The sequence below is a fragment of the Roseburia sp. AF25-13LB genome (assembly GCF_003478915.1).
Classification (GTDB): Bacteria; Bacillota; Clostridia; order Lachnospirales; family Lachnospiraceae; genus Roseburia_C; species Roseburia_C amylophila.
The window spans coordinates 615,683-634,143 of record NZ_QUFO01000001.1 but is presented as its reverse complement, the minus strand read 5'-3'; the positions used below and the strand labels follow the sequence as shown (position 1 = coordinate 634,143).

The following is an 18,461-nucleotide window of genomic DNA, read 5'->3' as shown; positions in this document are numbered from 1 at the left end:
GCAGTAGTTAAAACGAGGAATTATATGACACAGGGAAAGAGAAAGACATGGGTAATTGGACATAAGAATCCGGACACAGATTCTATTTGTGCGGCGATTGCCTATGCAGATTTAAAAAATCAAACAGAGGACGGTATTTTTATACCGAAAAGAGCAGGACATATGAACGAAGAGACGAAGTATGTCCTAAAATTTTTTGATGTACCGGAACCGGAACTGGTAACAGATGTCGGTGCACAGATTAAGGATATTGAATATCGAAGAACGGAGGGTGTCAGCAGTCACATTTCCATTAAACGGGCATGGGAGCTGATGAAGAATTTAGATGTCGTGTCATTGCCGATTACTGACAATGAGAACAATCTGCAGGGAATGGTTGTTACCAGTGATATTGCAAAATCCTATATGGATGTATTGGACAACCGGATTCTTGCAACTGCCCGGACGCAGTATAAGAATATTGTTGAAACTTTAAATGGAACTCTTGTAACAGGAAATGAGCATGGTTACTTCATAAAAGGTAAGGTTGTTGTTGCGGCTACCACACCGGATATGATGGAGCAGTATATTGAAGATGACGATATGGTTATCTTAGGAGACCGTTATGAATCACAGTTCTGTGCATTGGAAATGAATGCAAGCTGTGTGATTGTCTGTTCCGGAGCGAAGATTACAAAGACCATTGTGCAGCTTGCAGAAGAGAAAGACTGTATGCTTATCAGCACACCATATGACACATTTACCGTGGCGCGTTTGATTAATCAGAGTATGCCGATTAAATATATTATGAAAAAGGAGCATCTGATTACATTCGAATTAGAGGATTATGTGGATGATGTGAAAGAGACTATGTCTAAAGTGCGTCATCGTGATTTTCCGGTACTGGATGAGAATGGAAAATATGTCGGTATGTTTTCCAGACGAAATCTTTTAAATTTACAGAAAAAACAGGTGATCCTTGTTGACCATAATGAAAAATCCCAGGCAGTAGATGGAATCGAAGATGCAGAAATCTTAGAAATTATTGACCATCACCGACTGGGCAGCCTTGAGACGATTGCTCCGGTATTTTTCCGGAACCAGCCACTGGGCTGTACTTCAACGATTATTTATCAGATGTATCAGGAAAAGGGAGTAATCATTGATAAAAAGACAGCCGGAATTCTTTTGGCAGCAATTATTTCAGATACCTTGATGTTCCGTTCACCGACCTGTACACAGATGGACCGGGCAGCAGCAGAAGCACTGGCGAAGATTGCAGAAGTAGATATTGAAGAGCTGGCCAAGAAGATGTTTGAAGCCGGCAGTGATTTTAAGAAAAAAACAACAGAAGAACTGTTTTATCAGGATTTTAAAACCTTCCATACCGATGAATTTGATTTTGGTGTAGCACAGCTTAGTGCCATGAGTGACGTGCAGCTTGGCATGGCGAAGAAGAAGCTGCAGCCATATCTGGAAATTGCATTGGGAGAGCAGAAACTGGATGCTGTATTTGTGATGCTGACGGACATTCTGGATGAGAATTCGGAAGTAATCTATGCCGGAGCACAGGCAGGCAGCCTTTTAAAGGAGTGCTTTGGAGAGCCGGATGAATCAGGCAGCTTTTACTTAAAGGGAGTAGTATCCCGTAAGAAACAGATGATTCCGACATTAATGGCAGGATTGCAGCAAGCGTAAATGCTTACGGCAGGATGACAGCAGGTTTAAATGCCCATATCAGAGACAGAAAAAAGATAACAACTTATACAGGAGAATTGAAATGGCGAAAGAAACATGGAAGCCGGGTAATATGTTATATCCGGTTCCAGCAGTGATGGTAAGCTGCCAGAGACCGACAGAAAAACCGAATATTATTACGGTAGCGTGGGCAGGGACGGTATGTACGAATCCGCCAATGCTTTCCATATCTGTCCGCCCGGAACGATATTCCCATGGAATAATCGCGGAAACCGGCGAATTTGTTGTAAATCTTGTGACGAAGGATCTGGTCTGTGCCACGGATTATTGTGGCGTAAAATCCGGCCGTGACGTTGACAAGTTTGATGCCATGCATCTGACACCACTGAACCTTCCGCAGGTATCGGCACCGGGAATTGCAGAAAGTCCGGTAAACATTGCCTGCAAGGTAAGCCAGATATTACATCTTGGAAGCCATGATATGTTTCTGGCAGATGTAGTAGGCGTTACCGTTGATGATTCCTATATGAATGAAAAAGGTAAATTCGAACTGAATCAGAGCGGGCTGGTGACTTATTCCCATGGAGAATATTTTCTGCTGGGTAAGAAGCTTGGAAGCTTTGGTTACAGCGTAAAGAAGCAGAAGCCTTCAAAGAATGGCAGAAAGAAAAAAGCAAAATAGGAAAGAAACAAAATAAGAAAAGACAAAATAGAAAAGAATAAGATAAAAAGAACAAAATAACTGAAAATATAAGAAATTATAGAAAGCGGAACAGAGAGAAAAATCTTCTCGTTGTTCCGCTTTTTGAACCTTTGAATAACATTTATTTTAGATATTTATTTTAAAAGTAAATCCATCAGACAGGCAAATACATCATCTGCCTGATTCTGCCAGTTGGTGCAGATGGCTTCCGCCTGTTCCTTTGTCTGGACAGTTAAAGTAAAATCAAGGCGGGTACGGCCTTTTTCCCGGAGCTGGCATCGCACACCGTATTCCTGTTCCGGTGTTTTGTAATAATCGGATAGATATGCATTTTCTGTTTTAATGGCAAGCTTATTTGCCTGAAAATAAGCAGCAATATCTTCTTCAATAGAAGGGGATATTTTGTCATGAAAAAAATGCAGCGTTTCTTTTCCTGCAGGAGTAATGATATATCGTGTACTGTTGTGGGTGTTTTCCGTACGGACAAGCCCGGAATCCATCAGGTCATGAATGACCTGCTGAATCGTAAAGTAGTCGGTATATTCCCTGTCTAAAAAGAAATCTGAAATCTGCGCATTGGACAATGGAAAATCAATATGTTCAAGCATGTGCAGAATAATTAATTTATATAAAGTAGCTGGTTCAGCCATAAAATCACCTCTTAGTTGCTAAGCGTCCCTGGTAAGTATTCCGCTCTTTTAAGCGGCGGTGAATCTGATTTAAAACAGTCCGTTTTCCGGTGCTCCACATCGGCGCAATCAGTAAATCCTTCGGACCATCGCCGGTAATCCGGTGAATCACCATTTCCGGCGGCAGAAGCTCCAGACAGTCAATAATCATTTCACAGTATTCATCCATGGAAAATACCGGAAAATGCGTCTTTTCGTAATAAGCGGCTAAATCGGTGCCGGATAATACATGAAGCAGCTGCAGCTTGATTCCCCAGACTGGGAGATTTGCAATTGCCTGAACGGATGCAGACATCATTTCTCTGGTTTCGTGGGGCAGTCCTAAAATCAGATGAACAATCACCTTGATAGAAAGGGCGTGAAGGGCGAAGAGACTCTTTTGAAAAGTCTCATAAGTAAAGCCGCTTCGTGTAAACACTCTGGTGTCGTCATGGATTGTCTGTAAACCAAGTTCCACCCAGACGGTTTTCTTTTCATTGATTTCGGCAAGCAGTGAAAGAATCTCAGGCTGCAGACAGTCAGGTCTTGTGGCAATGGAAATAATAACCACATCCGGGTCATTTACTGCCTGCATATAAAGATCCCGCAGGTGTTCCACAGAACCATAAGTATTCGTGAATGCCTGAAAATATGCAATGAATTTGTTACAGTTTCTTTTTGCTCTCAGAATCCTTTTTTCAGTTTCTAACTGCTCTGTGATAGAAAGTGTGGGAGAGGCGGCAAAATCTCCGGAGCCACCGGCAGAGCAGAAAATACAGCCTTTGGTATCTAAGCGTCCGTCACGGTTGGGACAACTGAGTCCGGCATTTAATGCAATCCGGTATACCTTTTCGTGATAGGTATTTTTTAAATAGTAGTCCAGAGAGTGGTAGCGCTTCTCCCCCCACAGTGAAATCGTGTCGTTTTTCATTAGCGGATGTGTGATTTGACTGCCTGGCTTACCACTTCGGCAACACGCGGGTCAAATGCTTCCGGCATAATAAAGTCTTCATTTAATTCTTCATCAGATACTAACCCTGCAATTGCTTTTGCAGCAGCAAGCTTCATTTCTTCTGTAATCTGGGAAGCGTGTCCTTCTAAAGCACCTTTGAAGATTCCCGGGAAAGCAACAACGTTGTTTACCTGATTCGGGAAATCACTTCTTCCGGTTCCGACCACTTTAGCACCTGCAGCTTTGGCAAGGTCTGGCATGATTTCCGGAGTAGGATTTGCCATGGCAAAAAGAATGGCATCTTTATTCATGGATGCAACCATTTCCTGAGTCACGATATTTGGTGCGGAAACACCAACGAAGATATCAGCACCCTTTAATGCATCGGCAAGGGTACCGGATTCATTGGAAAGGTTGGTAACTTCGGTCATTTTCTTCTGCATCCAGTTTAAGTCAGGATAATCTTTGCCGATGATTCCCATGCGGTCACACATAATAACATTTTTAAAGCCGTAAGTCAGTAACAGTTTGGTGATGGCAACACCGGCAGAACCGGCACCATTTACAACAACGCGGCAGTTTTCTTTTTCTTTTCCGGTTACTTTTAATGCGTTGATGATTCCGGCAAGAACAACAATAGCAGTACCATGCTGGTCGTCATGGAAGACCGGAATATCAAGCATTTCCTTTAAACGCTCTTCAATTTCAAAACAACGTGGAGCGGAAATATCCTCTAAGTTGATGCCGCCGAATCCCGGAGCAATATTTTTAACAGTTTTTATAATTTCTTCGGTATCCTGTGTGTCAAGGCAGATTGGAACAGCGTTGACATTTCCGAATTCTTTAAACAGTACACATTTTCCTTCCATAACTGGCATGGCTGCGTACGGTCCGATGTTTCCAAGACCAAGAACAGCACTTCCGTCTGATACAACGGCAACGGTGTTGGCTTTCATGGTATAAGTATAAGCTTCTTCTTTATTTTCTGCGATGATACGGCAAGGTGCCGCAACACCAGGTGTGTATGCGATAGATAAATCTTCCCGGGTCTTTACCGGTGTCTTGGAGATGGTTTCTAATTTTCCATTCCATTTTTTATGCATTTCAATTGCTTTTTCGTTGGTATCCATAGTTCGTCTCCTTTTCTTAGCCATTGATTACTTCCGTCTAGTATCATATCATTAAAAAATTTTTAAAGCAAGAAAAAGGACTTCCTATTTGAAAGAAACTGTTGTATAATACGAAAAGACGAATCTTACGTTCCAATTATTTTTATTTCAAAAAGAAATCCCAATTATTTAGCAGATAATCAAATAAGCAAGAGGTAAGGAGAATAGAATGAGAGAGAAGTATGAAAGTCTTTCTGCAGCAGTGCTGCGTGAGCTGGCGAAGGCAAGGGGAATGAAAGGAATTTCTACCTTAAAGAAAGCTGAGTTAGTAGAAGCTATGCTGGCGGAAGATGAAAAGGAAGCAAAGGTGCAGGAAGCAAAGAAAGAAGCGGAAGGCACAACAGAAACTACGGAGCAGGTAGCAGAAACCAGAACCTATCGCGCAGAACGTCCGCACCGGGAAAATGCAGCGAGGGGACATGAGGGCGAGATGCGTCGAAGCACAGTAAGACATACACCGGATGAGCATATTTCGGAAAAAGATGAAACGGAGCGTGTGGCAGAAGAAAACAAGGACTTAGACAGCGGTGTGAAGGCACATGGAATTCTTGAAGTTATGCCGGATGGATTCGGATTTATCCGTTGTGAAAATTATCTGCCGGGAGAGCATGATGTCTATGTTTCTCCATCCCAGATTCGTAAGTTCAATCTGAAAACCGGAGATATTGTGACCGGAAATACCAGAATTAAGACACAGGCTGAGAAATTCTCTGCATTATTATACATTACTTCCATTAATGACCTGCATCCGTCAGAGGCTGTAAAACGGAAGAATTTTGAAGATTTAACTCCGATTTTTCCGGATGAGAGAATCCGGCTTGAGACAAGCCATAGTGCAATGGCAATGCGAATTGTAGATTTAGTATCTCCGATTGGTAAGGGACAGCGTGGAATGATTGTTTCCCCACCAAAAGCAGGTAAGACTACATTATTAAAAGGTGTGGCACAGGCAGTAAAGCAGAATAACCCGGAGATGCATCTGATTATCTTATTAATTGATGAGCGGCCGGAGGAAGTTACCGATATTAAGGAAGCAATTGAAGGACCAAATGTAGAAGTTATTTATTCTACCTTTGACGAATTGCCGGAGCATCATAAGAGAGTATCCGAGATGGTAATTGAGAGAGCAAAACGTCTGGTAGAACATAAGAAGGATGTTATGATTCTCTTAGACAGTATTACAAGACTTGCAAGAGCATATAACCTTACAGTTCCGCCAAGTGGAAGAACCTTATCCGGTGGTCTTGACCCGGCAGCTCTCCATATGCCGAAGCGTTTCTTTGGTGCAGCCCGTAATATGCGTGAGGGCGGAAGCCTTACGATTCTTGCAACAGCACTGGTAGATACTGGAAGCAAGATGGATGATGTTGTTTACGAGGAATTTAAGGGAACCGGTAACATGGAACTGGTGCTTGACCGTAAGTTATCTGAGAAACGTGTATTCCCTGCAATTGACATTGTAAAATCCGGTACAAGAAGAGAAGACCTCTTACTGACACAGGAAGAGCAGGAGGCCGTATTTATTATGCGTAAGGCAATCAATGGCATGCGTACCGATGAAGCGGTTGAGAGCATCTTAAATATGTTTGTCCGGACGAAAAACAACCGGGAATATATCCAGACTGTAAAAAAGACAAAATTTGTTTAAAAACACTTGCATAACAGCTTTTCCTATGCTACAATGAATAAGCTGTTTATTCGGAAACTAAACAGTATCGCACTTAAATTAGACAAATGTCGTAATTGCGAAGCAATTCATATATGAGAGGTGAGAGACATGAGAGAAGGAATCCATCCAGATTATTATCAGGCAACAGTTACATGTAACTGTGGTAACACATTCGTAACTGGTTCAACCAAAGAGGATATTCACGTTGAAATTTGTTCCAAATGCCATCCATTCTATACTGGACAGCAGAAAGCTAACCAGGCTCGTGGACGTATTGAGCAGTTCAATAAGAAATACGGCATGAAATAGAAATTGCACAATGTGACTGAAAGATAAGGTTGAGGTTTCTAATCTCAACCTTTTTTTAGAAACAGGAAGAGAGGTCACACATGAAATATTCGGGAATCGGTGGACAGGCAGTTTTAGAAGGCGTAATGATGAAAAATAAGGAAAAGTACGCCGTGGCAGTCCGGAAGCCGGATGGAGAGATTACCGTTGATACCAAAGAGTATTATGGACTGATTAAAAACAAGACATTGCGGAACATTCCGATTTTACGTGGAGTGTTAAGTTTTGTGGAGTCTTTGACGCTTGGAATATCAACGCTTACATATTCCGCATCGTTCTTTGAAGAGGATGAGGAAGATACCAAAGCAAAAAAGAAAGAATTATCAAAAGAGGCAGCAGCAAAAAAAGAAAAAGCAGAAATGGGTATTACTGTTGCATTTTCCTTTGTACTTGCCATTGGAATCTTTATGATTCTGCCATATTATCTTTCTTTGATTTTTCAGAAGTTTATTACATCCCATGTGGCACTGGCGCTGATTGAAGGTGTCATCCGAATGATGATTTTTTTGGCATATATAGCTTCAATTTCCTTAATGAAGGATATTCAGCGTGTATTCATGTATCATGGAGCAGAGCACAAATGCATTAACTGCATTGAACATGGAATGGAGCTGAATGTAGAAAACGTGAGAAAGAGTTCCAGACTGCATAAGCGGTGTGGTACAAGTTTTCTCCTGTTTGTAATGATTATCAGTATTATTTTCTTTGCATTTATTGATGTAAAGAGCCGGATTTTGAAGGTAGTGCTTCGTTTGCTGCTGATACCGGTGATTGCTGGTGTGTCATATGAATTTATCCGGCTTGCCGGAAAAAGTGATAATCCGGTAGTGAATTTCTTAAGTAAACCTGGATTATGGTTACAGAAGCTCACTACAAGAGAACCGGACGATTCTATGATTGAGGTTGGTATTGCTTCCGTGGAAGCAGTATTTGACTGGAGAAAATATTTGAGCGAAATGTAAAAGAAAAGGGCGTAATATATGACTTATAGAGAGGCAGTGGAATTTGGTACAAAGTGTCTTAAAGATGCCGGAGTGCCGGATGCCGCACTGGATGCATGGTATCTTTTGCAGATGGTATGCAGGATTGAGCGCAGTTACTACTACGTTCACGGGGAAGAAGATATTACACAGGATGCTCAGAAGGAATATGAGATTGCAGTACAGAAACGTGCCGAGCATATTCCGTTACAGTATATTATTGGAGAACAGGAATTTATGGGGCTTCGATTCAAAGTAAATTCCAATGTTCTGATACCGCGGCAGGATACCGAGACTTTAGTGGAGCAGGTATTGAAGATTGTAAAGCCGGGGATGAAAGTATTAGACCTTTGTACAGGGTCTGGTTGTGTATTAATCAGTGTGTTGAAAAATGCACCGGAACTTACCGGTGTTGGAAGTGATATTTCGAAAACTGCATTGCTGGTAGCGAAAGAAAATGCAAAGATGCATGAAGTGGATGCGGACTGGATACGCAGTGATTTATTTGATAATATTACCGAGACTTTTGATGTAATCATGGCGAATCCGCCTTATATACCGACAGGAGAGATTCTGTCACTGATGCCGGAGGTACGGGATTTTGAGCCGGAAAACGCATTGGATGGCGGGGCGGATGGTCTTGATTTTTATCGGAAGATTGCCGGACAGGTAAAGGATTATTTGAATCCTGGCGGATATGTTTACATGGAAATTGGTTATGACCAGGGAGAAGCAGTCTCTGAGCTGATGCGTAACTCTGGATTTACAGAAGTTGAAGTAATCAAAGACCTTGCACAAAATGACCGTGTGGTAAAAGGGAAAGGAAATTAAAATGTTTGATCGTTTAGAGGATTTATTGATTCGTTATGAAGAGTTGATGAGTGAGTTAAGTGAACCGGATGTGGCAAATAATCCGGAGCGTTTTCGTAAGCTGATGAAGGAGCAGAGCGATTTAACTCCTATCGTGGAAGCTTATAAAGAATATAAACAGTGTAAGCAGAATATTGAAGATTCTCTTGCTATGCTGGACGAAGAAACAGATGAAGAAATGAAGGAGCTTGCAAAGGAAGAGTTAAATGATTCCAAGGCAAGAGTAGAAGAATTAGAGCAGAAACTAAAAATTCTTCTTCTTCCAAAGGACCCGAATGATGACAAGAACGTCATTGTGGAAATCCGTGCCGGTGCCGGCGGAGATGAAGCTGCTTTATTTGCAGCCGAGATTTATCGTATGTATGTTCATTACGCTGAAGGCAGACGCTGGAAGGTAGAGACAATGGAATGCGAAGAAATCGGAATCGGTGGAATGAAGAGTGTTACTTTCATGATTACCGGACAGGGTGCTTACTCTGTTATGAAATATGAATCTGGTGTACATCGTGTACAGCGTGTACCTGAGACAGAGTCCGGTGGACGTATCCATACTTCTACTATTACAGTAGCAGTAATGCCGGAAGCAGAAGAAGTAGATGTCCAGATTGATGAAAAGGATATCCGAATCGACGTTATGCGTGCATCCGGAAACGGTGGACAGTGTGTCAATACTACAGACTCTGCAGTTCGTCTGACTCATTACCCAACCGGAATTGTAATCTACAGCCAGACAGAGAAATCACAGCTGCAGAATAAAGAGAAAGCATTTGCACTTTTACGTGCTAAATTATACGACATAGAATGCCAGAAGGCGCATGATGCAGAAGCAGAAGCCAGAAGAAGCCAGATTGGTACCGGTGACCGTTCAGAGAAGATTCGTACTTATAACTTCCCACAGGGACGTGTAACCGACCACAGAATCAATCTTACCCTTTATAAACTGGACAAGATTATGAATGGTGATATCCAGGAAATCTTAGATGCGCTGATTGCAGCCGACCAGGCAGCAAAATTGGCGAAGATGAATGAGAATTAATATGAATTAGTAAGAATCAAGAAAAGCGGTCTTTTGGTTAGGTCAAAGGATTGCTTTTTTCTTGCTTTACAGGAAATTGCTTTCCTGTAAAGTAAAAAACGCTTCGCGAGGATGCGCACTGCGGCGTATAAGGTAGATGTCGCAAGCGACCGCCGCAGGTGCGAGAATGTGCCAAGGTACATTCTTTGTTGTGGGTATTAGGATACTTTGGAGAGTCAAGTATTAGAGTCTATAAGAAAAACAAGAATGGAAGAGTAAATAGAAATCTCCCTTTTTACAAAAGTGTGTCTGATGCATACTAACTCATAATTATACGAAACACCACTCTTTTATTCATTTTTCTATTCACTTCTTACTAATGGGTATTCATTTTTACTTTAAGTTGTCGTGCAATTTATTAGAATGGAATTTTTGAAAGAGCCAGCATCTTGAATGGGCTGACTCTTTCAATGTCACCTGTAATTGACAAACTGGAATTTACTTGTTTTTCTTCTCTTTGCTGCGTCTCACTAATGCGATAAATAGTTCAATGACTCCGCCACATAGCCATATGATACCTAACGCAATATTTTCTGCCCAGAACCAAAACGGTGACATAACAATCCATGTAATCGCTAAAATAAAAATTCCCCTACTGCTCATGATTTTCCTCCTGAAACTCCGATTTGTATAACAGTAGTCTAACACACGTTGTTTAAAAATACTACAGCCAAGCCAATGTCTGTAATTTGCCCTAAAATTTCATTTTATGGAATTTGGACTACTTGATTTTCTAATTGCATACGTAATTCGTGAAATGTATAATTATACTGTTGATACATCAGACACACAAATGTAAATAGGGACATAGAAATTAAAAATTAAAAATTTCACTTTACGTGATAATTAAATTGAAAAAAGACATAATTATGGTATAATTAGACCATGAATAGGAGGTGTACATTATGCCACAAATAATTCCAATTAAAGATTTGAAGAATACATCAGAGATATCTGATATGTGTCATAAAGCAGAGGAACCAATTTATATTACGAAAAATGGATATGGAGATATGGTAATTATGAGCATGGAGACTTATGAGTCAACCATGAGACAGATTGCTATGTACAGAGATATTGAAATATCTGAAAAGCAAATAGAGGAAGGACAGGTAAAGGATGCCAGAACTGCGCTTAGAGAAATGAGGGCGAAGTATGGCATATAAAATAAATGTTACTGAACATGCGAATGAACTGCTTGATAATCTTGTGTATCATTTAATTTATTGCTTAAGGAATGAACAGGCAGCAAAGCATCTGTTGGATAGTATAGATACTATCTGTGACAGGCTAGAGGTTAATCCATTTCAGTTCGCAGAGTGCAGAGATGCATATCTTGCTAAAAGAGGATATCGTGAGGCAGTTGTGTCACAGATGAATTATATTATCGTTTTTGATGTGAGAGCGGATGTTGTAAATGTAGTTGGTATTTTTCATCAGTTAGAGAATTATCAAAGTAAATTATAAAAAATGTGTTGTATTCATCCTACAAATTAAATTTAGTATAATAGAAATACTGCAAAGTAAAATTTAGTAATGGAAGATATTGCAACTAATAAAAATGACAGGTCTGTTAGTTCCGTATAAATAAAATTCAAGTCCCTATTTACATTTGTGTGTCTGATGTATCAACAGTATAATTATACATTTCACGAATTGCGTATGCAATTAGAAAATCAAGTATTCCAAATTCAAATACAATACCATAAGGCTTTCCAGATAATCTGGGAAGCCTTTTTATATTCATAGGGTGCATTTAAGGGTATGAATTTTGTTTATGCAAGGAGGTTCATGCCATGGCACTCACCAATGAAGAGCTACAGTATTTGATCGTAATGGTCCATATCTTGCTACCAAGAAGATTGGAAAAAATAATCCCAAAACTGAACAGATTGAGCAGGATAATAAACTGCGGATGGACTGGAATCGGGAGGTTGACAGAGCAATCATAAGTGATGTTCCTATGGATGAGATTTTACAGAAAAAAAGGGAACATATCACAGAACCGATAAAAAGGTCGATTGAACTGTATGGAAACAAACCACAACGATTAGCATTGATACTTAATATGGCGATTACGGAACTTGTACTACTGATATCAAAGGTGCTTGAAGCAGCCAGAACTATTCGGAATAAGATACTGCATACAGATGTTGAAAATGATATAATCATAACTTCTTTGGATTGAAATTGTAATATTTAACATAGTGCAGAGGGGCTGTAAAAAGTCCCATTGTTACGAACATAATGCCGTATCCGGCATAACCTTAAATGCGACAGCATTTGTATAAGTCACGCATCATCATTCAGAACTTTGCCCAGTTAAAGGCACTTTTCAAAGATACCTGGGAGACAATTCCCGGCAACTGCGATACTTTCATTTATCTTGGAGGCAATGAGCAGAGTACACACAAGTATGTCTCGGAGCTTTTGTGCAAAGGGACGATTGATAAGAAGTCAAGCGGGGAGACAAAGGGCAGACAGGGAAGCTCTTCAAGAAACTATGATGTATTAGGAAGAGAACTGTTTACACCCGATGAGGTCAGAAAGCTGGATAACAAAAAGTGTATTATCTTTATCCGTGGTTTTGTTCCTATCATGGACAATAAGTTCATACCATTCAATCATCCGATGTTTAACCAGACAGCAGATGGCAAGGGAGAGCCTTATGTTCATCAGATAATGGGAGCAGATAATCTTATCGGTCCACCATTTGAGATTCTGTCAGATAAGGCAGTTAAGTATTATGAAAAACTGAAGGATAAGGGCGAGAATGTGTATATAGATTCTCTTACCTATGAGCAGTTTATGATGCTTGGTGATGCGGAATTAAGCAGAAGATTCTCAATGCAGGATGAAGCAGAGCAGAAGGCAAAGATTGACAGGGAGCAAGCAAATGAGCTTGAGTATGTCGATGAATCGCAGAAGTCTGATGCTGCAGAAAGTGCCAATGCGTCTAATGGAAGTACTGGAGCTAAGCCTGTAAGGAATCCTGAGAGGGAAAAGCCTAAGTGGGAGGATACCATCACAAACAGAATGCTACACTGGTCATATACACCGGAGCAGAAGGAAGAGGTGAAGAAAGCACTTGCTGCAGGAGTTCCGAAGGCAACGATTCTTACTTACTTTTATGCGGAGGTAACTGTGGAGAAGATGAGTTCATATCGGAATAAGCATTAAATGATATCGCATAGGCACAGGAATTATGTTATACTGTGTCTATGTAAATGAAAATGATGTTAAATTCGTTGATATTTTAGGTAAGTAAAGCGTACAACTAAATTTAAAGAATAAGTAGAATGAACACATTAATTGTTGTATAACGTTTTTATGCAATTAAGGGTTACAATTTCGATAGGAGATATTTATGAAAAAAATTATTTTTACTGTTTTTTCAATACTAATTATATTGACTACTATATTTTTTATTGCTATTGGAACAGTTCGTGATTCACGATACTATATATTGATTTTAGTTTATATTATTGTGTACAAAATTATTTTGTCATTTACAAATAGAAGCAAAAAAAAGTAAACAATATTTTTCAACATTAGAATTAAATTTTTTTGTATAATAATTATTATGGTTTTTATACAGAGAAATATATGAATAACTAAATGAATATATTATGCATGATGAGAGGTGAGAACAATTTGAAAGTTTACTATTTAGCGCTATCATTATTTTTAACATTCTTCTTCGCACATCAGATAACGCATGTAATGTGCTTTGGCAGATATAGAGATAAAAAATGCAAAAAGAAAAAATTTTATTTTATCTATGGATTTTGGGTGGTATTTTTTGGAATATTGTGTACAATGATGGGTTCGGCATCAGGGGTGGATCATACATTTGATTATGGAATGAACTCCTTAGAATTGTATTTGGGCAAAAAAAATTATTTTGAGGGTAATGTTATTTATGCGGAAGATGACTATAAGCATAATGGTGATTTTATACTAGAGTATTATGTAAAAAATACAGAAGACATAGAAATAATATCAAAACAAATTGTGGAAGAAAATGTATTTATATTTAGAGCTTACAATTTAAGTGATATAAATGTTGTATGGAAATCGGTTGATGATGAGCTTTATGTTTATGGAGGTGATGAACTTTATGCAACTATAGATGTGGAAAGAAAAGGCTTGCTAGTAAAATTAAGTTTTTATTGGAATCAAGAAAAACTGAATCAAAACATGGGAGGATAAAAGTATGGCAAAAACAAAGATTGTAAAATTTATGTGTTCAATTGTGCTTGCGGTCAGTCTGGTACTTTCTCAAAGTTATACCGCAATGGCTTCAGGTTCGTCCACAATAAATGAGCAACAGTTGGGAGTTCTATTTGATGGGATGGAAAGCATAGTAGTACAGTTGGAAGAGATGGGATTGACAGAAGAGGATATAAGTGATTTATTTGGTGTACTACCAAGAGAAGACTCTTTTTACCATGGAGAAGATTGATGAATTGCATCAGGAAATTGAACAGCTTAAAACAGAAATACCGCCAGAAGATAATTCTTCCAGTAAGTTTGAGACACAGTTAGAAAGTATCATCAATATGGAATCTTTTGACAGAGAGAAAATCCAGAAGGTAATCAAAAAAGTGATTATCAATGGAGAGGACAATATAGAGATTGTATGGAATACAGATGATCCATTTTTCAGGTAAGATGGATGTTTAAAGAGTGTGGAGTGCCGAGAAAATGTGGCACTCCTTTCTTATGCAGGCATAAATATTGCTTTCAATATACTGCAATAGCAGGTATAATGGAAAGTGATATTTGAGGGTACAAAAAAATTAAATTTTTTTTGGTCTAGGGTTGACACGAGCAGGTTTATCAGTTCCAGATTCGGATATGCTGATTACATTAGCAGATGAATTGGATACTTCTGTAAGTGTATTGCTTGGAGAAACTGTAATGGAGTCAATGACAGATGACCTAAAAGCAATCTCTGAAAAATTAGAGGTAATTAATTTACAGTTGGCAAAGAGAAACATGGTCAAAGTAAAAACGATCCGTTGGATATTTATCTCGCTATGTGCGTTTATAGTGCTTGTTTTTATTGCTCTTGCGATTATGAAAAGTTCTTATCTAGGGTGGGATTATAATAACCCGGAATTTGCAGTTGCAGGAACAATATTACATGGATTTGAATTTGTCTTTGTGAGATTAGCGCCATTTGCTTTCATTGCTTCTGTTATTGGAATCGTAATTACCTATAAGAAGCGATAAATTCAAGTTTGTCAATTACAGGAGACATTGAAAGAGCCAGTCCATTCAAGGTGCTGGCTTTTTCAAAATTCAAATTTAATAAATTGCACGACAACTTAGAGTAAAAAAGAATACCCATTAGTAAGAAATGAATAGAAAATGAATAAAAGTGTGGGAAAGCGAATAAAAATGAGTTAGTATGCATCAGACACACTTTTGTAAAAAGGGAGAAATTCAATTGGAAATACTATTTGAAGAAGTAGAATATATAGATGAGGTGAGCACATATGGAACAGGAAACACAGGAGCAAACTAATAAGTTTAATAATAAAATCTATTATATTCTTCCAGAGTTTTCAGGTAAGAATGTTCCTATTATAGAAGTTGCTAAACTAATGGGAAAAGACCAGCAGTTTATTCGGCAGGGAATAATAAGGGGGATTTTGCCGATTGGAGTTGCATTTAAGAAAACAATCCCAAATGGTAGTTATGAAGGGAAAGAATCATCTCAATACGATTTTTAAGTTAGCCCAAAATTATTATGGGAATATATTGGAATAATTTATAAAGAATAATATAAAAGTAATACAGGAGAGGTTATTGTGTGCCACCACCAAAAGTTAGGTTTCAAATCTAACGATTGGTGGCTGTTTTTTGCTAAATATAACTACAGAGTATATACCACAATTATCTTTCTATTAACTCCTTGCACTTCCCCTTCATCTACGGTATAATCGTAAAGTCCGTGTGCAACCAATCGCATGCGGGGATAAGAATGAATATATTGTGTTATGGATAGAGTGAAGGAGCAGGAAATGAAGAAGAAAATATGGGCGGCAGCTTTGATTTGCATTGTCGTATTAGGAATGCTGGATGGATGCGGACCAAAGGAGAAAGATACAGACAAGGAAGCAGCAGGAAATACAGAAACAGAAGCAGTGGAAGGGCTCCATGCCACAGAGACGGAGACAGAGGCACAGGGAAATCTTAAGGAAGATACCTGGTATGTTTTATCCGGTATGTATCAGCACAAAATGGAAACCGAAGAGAATACCGCTGTGATAAAAAATGTCAATGTATACAATATGGCAGGAACCATGGATGGTGAGACCTTTGTGCAGGCATCTGATTTTACCAATCATTTAAATCAGGCGGAGTATGAGATAAGCTGGAATCGTACTGAGGCAGACGAAGAAGGAAATACAGTTTATACGGTTACTTTATCTGCAAAGATTCCGTGGAATGGCATACAGACGGATGCAGAAGCTTATATCGAATATGAAGACATCAGCCTCGTGGATGCAACTACCGGAATGGTGTTGCCGCAGCATGTAGCTGCAACAGACAGTTCCATGGCTATGATGGCAGAAGTGGCTTGTGCCGGCACAACATATCAGGTGGCAGCCACAGAAGATACAGAGACAACATTTGGTGACTGGATGGTAGAGGATGGCAGTGAGTATCCGATGGTGACTTACTATGAAATAAAAGAGACTTATAAAGTAACAGCACCGGCAGAATATAAGGGACTGCTGTTCGTATTACAGACACAGCGTACCGCAGAAGAATATGAAAATGGAATTGTAAAGGGTCTTGGAACAGATGAAGCACATACATATGATGGCACAATCAATGATGGAAGTGTGGCAATTGAGTTAGACCGGGATTATGAGTATATCAATGCAGAATAGAAACTGAGCAAAGTGGGCAAAGCTTACTTTGTATCAGCATGAAACAGAATCGTCGAAAGGTGGTTCTGTTTTTCCACGTTTAAAGGAGCATACAATGGATTATAGCAGATTAGAAAAAGGAATTATGGATTTCATACAGGAGGAGCAGGTAAAGCTTGGATACCGGAAAGAAAAAATCCGGTTATATTATCCTTTAAGTTCCTTAAAACATTTCTTAGGAGAAGAAGTGGGTGGAAAATCAACGGAAGAATTGGAAAAAGAATTTTATGAAGCAGCAGGAATACGACTTGGCAGAGTAGAAATCAGCAGAAACAAGGACCGCTTTTGTTTTGTAGTGCCGGAAGAAGGCACGGAATATGTGCATGAAAAAAGAAGTGGAAATTCTTTTATTAAAAAGCTGGTGGCTCTGCTGCAGACACATCCTTGCACCATAGAGGATATCCATAAGCTGTTCTTAGGAACCGGCGAGAAGATACATTTTGAGAAAATTGAGACAGAGGATTTTGACTATTTCATTTATTTTGAAAGCGGAGAGGATTCCTATTATTATTGCTTTAAGGACGAAGGCTGCCATATCATCTATCATCGTTTTATGCCGGAGGATTACCGGGATTTGTTTTCTGACAACATAGAGTAAGCGAGGAAGAAAAAATGCAAAAGAAAATAAGCAGAGTAATTGCAGTATACAATCATTTTTGAGGAAAATATCGTTACGAATCATAAGCTTGTCCTAGCCATTCGAAGGGAAAAATGGTAAAATAGAACTAATGATGTAAGTTAAGAAAAGAAGAAAATTCACAGAAATAAAAAATAGTAAGAGGAAGAAGAATGGCAGCAAAGTTTTATGCAGTCCGAAAAGGAAAGAAACCGGGTATTTATATGAGTTGGGATATGTGTAAGCAGCAGACCGATGGTTTTCCGGGAGCAGAGTTTAAAAGCTTTCCAACAAGGGAAGCGGCAGAAGAATATATCGGTCAGAAGCATCAGACAGTAGAAAAAGAGCCGGAAAATTATGCCTTTGTGGATGGCTCTTATAATATTGCAACGAAGGTATACGGATATGGCGGCTTTCTGATGGCAGATGGGAAAAAAGAAGTGCTGCAAGGCTCAGGCTCGGAAGAAGAAATGGCATCCATGCGTAATGTGGCAGGAGAAGTATTAGGAAGCATGGCTGCCATTGAGAAGGCAGTGGAGCTTGGACTGGCAGAGCTTACGATATATTATGACTATATGGGTATTGAAATGTGGGCAACAGGAGCATGGAAACGGAATAAGAAAGGAACCATTGCTTATTATGACTATATTCAGAGCATAAAGGATAAAATTACGCTTCATTTTGTAAAAGTAAAAGGGCACTCAGGAGTAGAAGGAAATGAAGAAGCAGACCGGCTGGCAAAAGAGGCAGTCGGAATTGAAATATAGTATCTGCAGATGAGTGGATA

The 18,461-nt window shown here is 39.3% G+C and carries 22 protein-coding genes and 1 pseudogene; 19 read left to right on the top strand and 4 right to left on the bottom strand.

Annotation, left to right across the window (positions count from 1 at the left end):
- Positions 1–24 precede the first annotated feature (24 nt).
- Positions 25–1,677 carry a putative manganese-dependent inorganic diphosphatase gene (locus DWY37_RS03060; protein ID WP_118542067.1) on the top strand — a complete coding sequence of 551 codons (1,653 nt, stop codon included), beginning with the start codon at positions 25–27 and terminating at the stop codon, positions 1,675–1,677.
- 82 nt (positions 1,678–1,759) lie between these two features.
- On the top strand, positions 1,760–2,359 hold the full coding sequence (locus tag DWY37_RS03055) for a flavin reductase family protein (RefSeq protein WP_117699012.1): 600 nt from the start codon (positions 1,760–1,762) through the stop codon (positions 2,357–2,359).
- A 155-nt stretch (positions 2,360–2,514) separates the two neighbouring features.
- Here the strand turns inward: DWY37_RS03055 and DWY37_RS03050 are convergent, their stop codons facing one another.
- The 3 genes from DWY37_RS03050 to DWY37_RS03040 are packed head-to-tail and all read right to left on the bottom strand — an operon-like array spanning position 2,515 to position 5,130.
- A complete protein-coding gene (locus DWY37_RS03050) occupies positions 2,515–3,030 on the bottom strand; it encodes a DUF4364 family protein (RefSeq protein WP_022243133.1) in 516 nt (171 codons plus the stop codon).
- Positions 3,031–3,034: 4 nt separating this feature from the next.
- The gene (locus DWY37_RS03045) at positions 3,035–3,979 is read right to left on the bottom strand and encodes a TIGR01212 family radical SAM protein (protein WP_118544372.1); all 945 of its coding nucleotides are present in this window, start codon (positions 3,977–3,979) and stop codon (positions 3,035–3,037) included.
- On the bottom strand, positions 3,979–5,130 hold the full coding sequence (locus DWY37_RS03040) for an NAD(P)-dependent malic enzyme (protein ID WP_022243131.1): 1,152 nt from the start codon (positions 5,128–5,130) through the stop codon (positions 3,979–3,981). Before DWY37_RS03040 ends, DWY37_RS03045 begins: the two co-directional genes overlap by 1 nt.
- A 208-nt stretch (positions 5,131–5,338) precedes the next feature.
- On the opposite strand from DWY37_RS03040, the gene rho reads away from it, so the two are divergent.
- From rho to prfA, 5 genes are all read left to right on the top strand, one after another.
- Positions 5,339–6,817 carry a transcription termination factor Rho gene (rho, locus tag DWY37_RS03035; protein ID WP_117699010.1) on the top strand — a complete coding sequence of 493 codons (1,479 nt, stop codon included), beginning with the start codon at positions 5,339–5,341 and terminating at the stop codon, positions 6,815–6,817.
- 129 nt (positions 6,818–6,946) lie between these two features.
- Complete coding sequence (gene rpmE, locus DWY37_RS03030; RefSeq protein WP_022243129.1) at positions 6,947–7,147, top strand: 50S ribosomal protein L31; 201 nt, start codon at positions 6,947–6,949, stop codon at positions 7,145–7,147.
- An 80-nt stretch (positions 7,148–7,227) separates the two neighbouring features.
- Positions 7,228–8,148 carry a DUF1385 domain-containing protein gene (locus tag DWY37_RS03025; RefSeq protein ID WP_118542063.1) on the top strand — a complete coding sequence of 307 codons (921 nt, stop codon included), beginning with the start codon at positions 7,228–7,230 and terminating at the stop codon, positions 8,146–8,148.
- Positions 8,149–8,166: 18 nt separating this feature from the next.
- Positions 8,167–8,997 (top strand): peptide chain release factor N(5)-glutamine methyltransferase, encoded by an 831-nt coding sequence (prmC, locus tag DWY37_RS03020; RefSeq protein WP_118542061.1) that lies wholly within the window; start codon positions 8,167–8,169, stop codon positions 8,995–8,997.
- A gap of 1 nt (position 8,998) precedes the next feature.
- A complete protein-coding gene (gene prfA, locus DWY37_RS03015) occupies positions 8,999–10,072 on the top strand; it encodes a peptide chain release factor 1 (protein WP_118542059.1) in 1,074 nt (357 codons plus the stop codon).
- 477 nt (positions 10,073–10,549) lie between these two features.
- On the opposite strand, the gene DWY37_RS15930 is transcribed toward prfA, so the two are convergent.
- Positions 10,550–10,714: a hypothetical protein gene (locus DWY37_RS15930; protein WP_171024793.1), complete on the bottom strand. Its 165-nt coding sequence runs from the start codon at positions 10,712–10,714 to the stop codon at positions 10,550–10,552.
- A 302-nt stretch (positions 10,715–11,016) separates the two neighbouring features.
- Here DWY37_RS15930 and DWY37_RS03010 point away from each other — a divergent pair, with 302 nt between their 5' ends.
- The 12 genes and pseudogenes from DWY37_RS03010 (at position 11,017) to DWY37_RS02955 (ending at position 18,441) form a co-directional block, all read left to right on the top strand.
- On the top strand, positions 11,017–11,277 hold the full coding sequence (locus DWY37_RS03010) for a type II toxin-antitoxin system Phd/YefM family antitoxin (RefSeq protein WP_117699361.1): 261 nt from the start codon (positions 11,017–11,019) through the stop codon (positions 11,275–11,277).
- Complete coding sequence (locus tag DWY37_RS03005) at positions 11,267–11,578, top strand: type II toxin-antitoxin system RelE/ParE family toxin (RefSeq protein WP_117699360.1); 312 nt, start codon at positions 11,267–11,269, stop codon at positions 11,576–11,578. Before DWY37_RS03010 ends, DWY37_RS03005 begins: the two co-directional genes overlap by 11 nt.
- Before the next feature lie 448 nt (positions 11,579–12,026).
- Entirely contained in the window at positions 12,027–12,299 is a 273-nt protein-coding gene (locus DWY37_RS03000) for a hypothetical protein (RefSeq protein WP_242986327.1), read from the top strand.
- Positions 12,300–12,403: 104 nt separating this feature from the next.
- A pseudogene (locus tag DWY37_RS02995) lies at positions 12,404–13,291 on the top strand (type IV secretory system conjugative DNA transfer family protein); the annotation flags it as partial.
- Positions 13,292–13,765: 474 nt separating this feature from the next.
- Positions 13,766–14,323: a hypothetical protein gene (locus DWY37_RS02990; protein ID WP_227700582.1), complete on the top strand. Its 558-nt coding sequence runs from the start codon at positions 13,766–13,768 to the stop codon at positions 14,321–14,323.
- 4 nt (positions 14,324–14,327) lie between these two features.
- On the top strand, positions 14,328–14,576 hold the full coding sequence (locus tag DWY37_RS02985; RefSeq protein WP_117699320.1) for a hypothetical protein: 249 nt from the start codon (positions 14,328–14,330) through the stop codon (positions 14,574–14,576).
- Positions 14,563–14,784 carry a hypothetical protein gene (locus DWY37_RS02980; RefSeq protein WP_242986320.1) on the top strand — a complete coding sequence of 74 codons (222 nt, stop codon included), beginning with the start codon at positions 14,563–14,565 and terminating at the stop codon, positions 14,782–14,784. The genes DWY37_RS02985 and DWY37_RS02980 overlap by 14 nt, the downstream gene beginning before the upstream one ends.
- Positions 14,785–15,034: 250 nt before the next feature.
- Positions 15,035–15,349, top strand: coding sequence for an XRE family transcriptional regulator (locus DWY37_RS02975; RefSeq protein ID WP_242986319.1), 315 nt, complete (start codon positions 15,035–15,037; stop codon positions 15,347–15,349).
- 266 nt (positions 15,350–15,615) lie between these two features.
- The gene (locus tag DWY37_RS02970) at positions 15,616–15,852 is read left to right on the top strand and encodes a hypothetical protein (RefSeq protein WP_117699318.1); all 237 of its coding nucleotides are present in this window, start codon (positions 15,616–15,618) and stop codon (positions 15,850–15,852) included.
- A gap of 291 nt (positions 15,853–16,143) precedes the next feature.
- Positions 16,144–17,019 carry a hypothetical protein gene (locus tag DWY37_RS02965; protein WP_117699317.1) on the top strand — a complete coding sequence of 292 codons (876 nt, stop codon included), beginning with the start codon at positions 16,144–16,146 and terminating at the stop codon, positions 17,017–17,019.
- A 94-nt stretch (positions 17,020–17,113) separates the two neighbouring features.
- Positions 17,114–17,656, top strand: coding sequence for a DUF3877 family protein (locus DWY37_RS02960; RefSeq protein WP_117699316.1), 543 nt, complete (start codon positions 17,114–17,116; stop codon positions 17,654–17,656).
- Between the two features lie 191 nt (positions 17,657–17,847).
- Complete coding sequence (locus tag DWY37_RS02955; protein WP_117699097.1) at positions 17,848–18,441, top strand: ribonuclease H1 domain-containing protein; 594 nt, start codon at positions 17,848–17,850, stop codon at positions 18,439–18,441.
- Positions 18,442–18,461 lie beyond the last annotated feature (20 nt).

Excerpts from the sequence above, each read along its gene's own strand:
- DWY37_RS03010 (WP_117699361.1), top strand. The coding sequence starts at position 11,017 with ATGCCACAAATAATTCCAATTAAAGATTTGAAGAATACATCAGAGATA.
- DWY37_RS02970 (WP_117699318.1), top strand. The coding sequence starts at position 15,616 with ATGGAACAGGAAACACAGGAGCAAACTAATAAGTTTAATAATAAAATC.
- DWY37_RS03055 (WP_117699012.1), top strand. The coding sequence starts at position 1,760 with ATGGCGAAAGAAACATGGAAGCCGGGTAATATGTTATATCCGGTTCCA.
- DWY37_RS03050 (WP_022243133.1), bottom strand. The coding sequence starts at position 3,030 with ATGGCTGAACCAGCTACTTTATATAAATTAATTATTCTGCACATGCTT.
- prfA (WP_118542059.1), top strand. The coding sequence starts at position 8,999 with ATGTTTGATCGTTTAGAGGATTTATTGATTCGTTATGAAGAGTTGATG.
- DWY37_RS03005 (WP_117699360.1), top strand. The coding sequence starts at position 11,267 with ATGGCATATAAAATAAATGTTACTGAACATGCGAATGAACTGCTTGAT.
- DWY37_RS03045 (WP_118544372.1), bottom strand. The coding sequence starts at position 3,979 with ATGAAAAACGACACGATTTCACTGTGGGGGGAGAAGCGCTACCACTCT.
- rpmE (WP_022243129.1), top strand. The coding sequence starts at position 6,947 with ATGAGAGAAGGAATCCATCCAGATTATTATCAGGCAACAGTTACATGT.
- DWY37_RS03000 (WP_242986327.1), top strand. The coding sequence starts at position 12,027 with ATGGACTGGAATCGGGAGGTTGACAGAGCAATCATAAGTGATGTTCCT.
- DWY37_RS02975 (WP_242986319.1), top strand. The coding sequence starts at position 15,035 with ATGGAGTCAATGACAGATGACCTAAAAGCAATCTCTGAAAAATTAGAG.
- DWY37_RS03025 (WP_118542063.1), top strand. The coding sequence starts at position 7,228 with ATGAAATATTCGGGAATCGGTGGACAGGCAGTTTTAGAAGGCGTAATG.
- DWY37_RS02965 (WP_117699317.1), top strand. The coding sequence starts at position 16,144 with ATGAAGAAGAAAATATGGGCGGCAGCTTTGATTTGCATTGTCGTATTA.
- DWY37_RS02955 (WP_117699097.1), top strand. The coding sequence starts at position 17,848 with ATGGCAGCAAAGTTTTATGCAGTCCGAAAAGGAAAGAAACCGGGTATT.
- DWY37_RS15930 (WP_171024793.1), bottom strand. The coding sequence starts at position 10,714 with ATGAGCAGTAGGGGAATTTTTATTTTAGCGATTACATGGATTGTTATG.
- DWY37_RS03040 (WP_022243131.1), bottom strand. The coding sequence starts at position 5,130 with ATGGATACCAACGAAAAAGCAATTGAAATGCATAAAAAATGGAATGGA.
- DWY37_RS02960 (WP_117699316.1), top strand. The coding sequence starts at position 17,114 with ATGGATTATAGCAGATTAGAAAAAGGAATTATGGATTTCATACAGGAG.
- DWY37_RS03060 (WP_118542067.1), top strand. The coding sequence starts at position 25 with ATGACACAGGGAAAGAGAAAGACATGGGTAATTGGACATAAGAATCCG.
- DWY37_RS02980 (WP_242986320.1), top strand. The coding sequence starts at position 14,563 with ATGGAGAAGATTGATGAATTGCATCAGGAAATTGAACAGCTTAAAACA.
- prmC (WP_118542061.1), top strand. The coding sequence starts at position 8,167 with ATGACTTATAGAGAGGCAGTGGAATTTGGTACAAAGTGTCTTAAAGAT.
- rho (WP_117699010.1), top strand. The coding sequence starts at position 5,339 with ATGAGAGAGAAGTATGAAAGTCTTTCTGCAGCAGTGCTGCGTGAGCTG.
- DWY37_RS02985 (WP_117699320.1), top strand. The coding sequence starts at position 14,328 with ATGGCAAAAACAAAGATTGTAAAATTTATGTGTTCAATTGTGCTTGCG.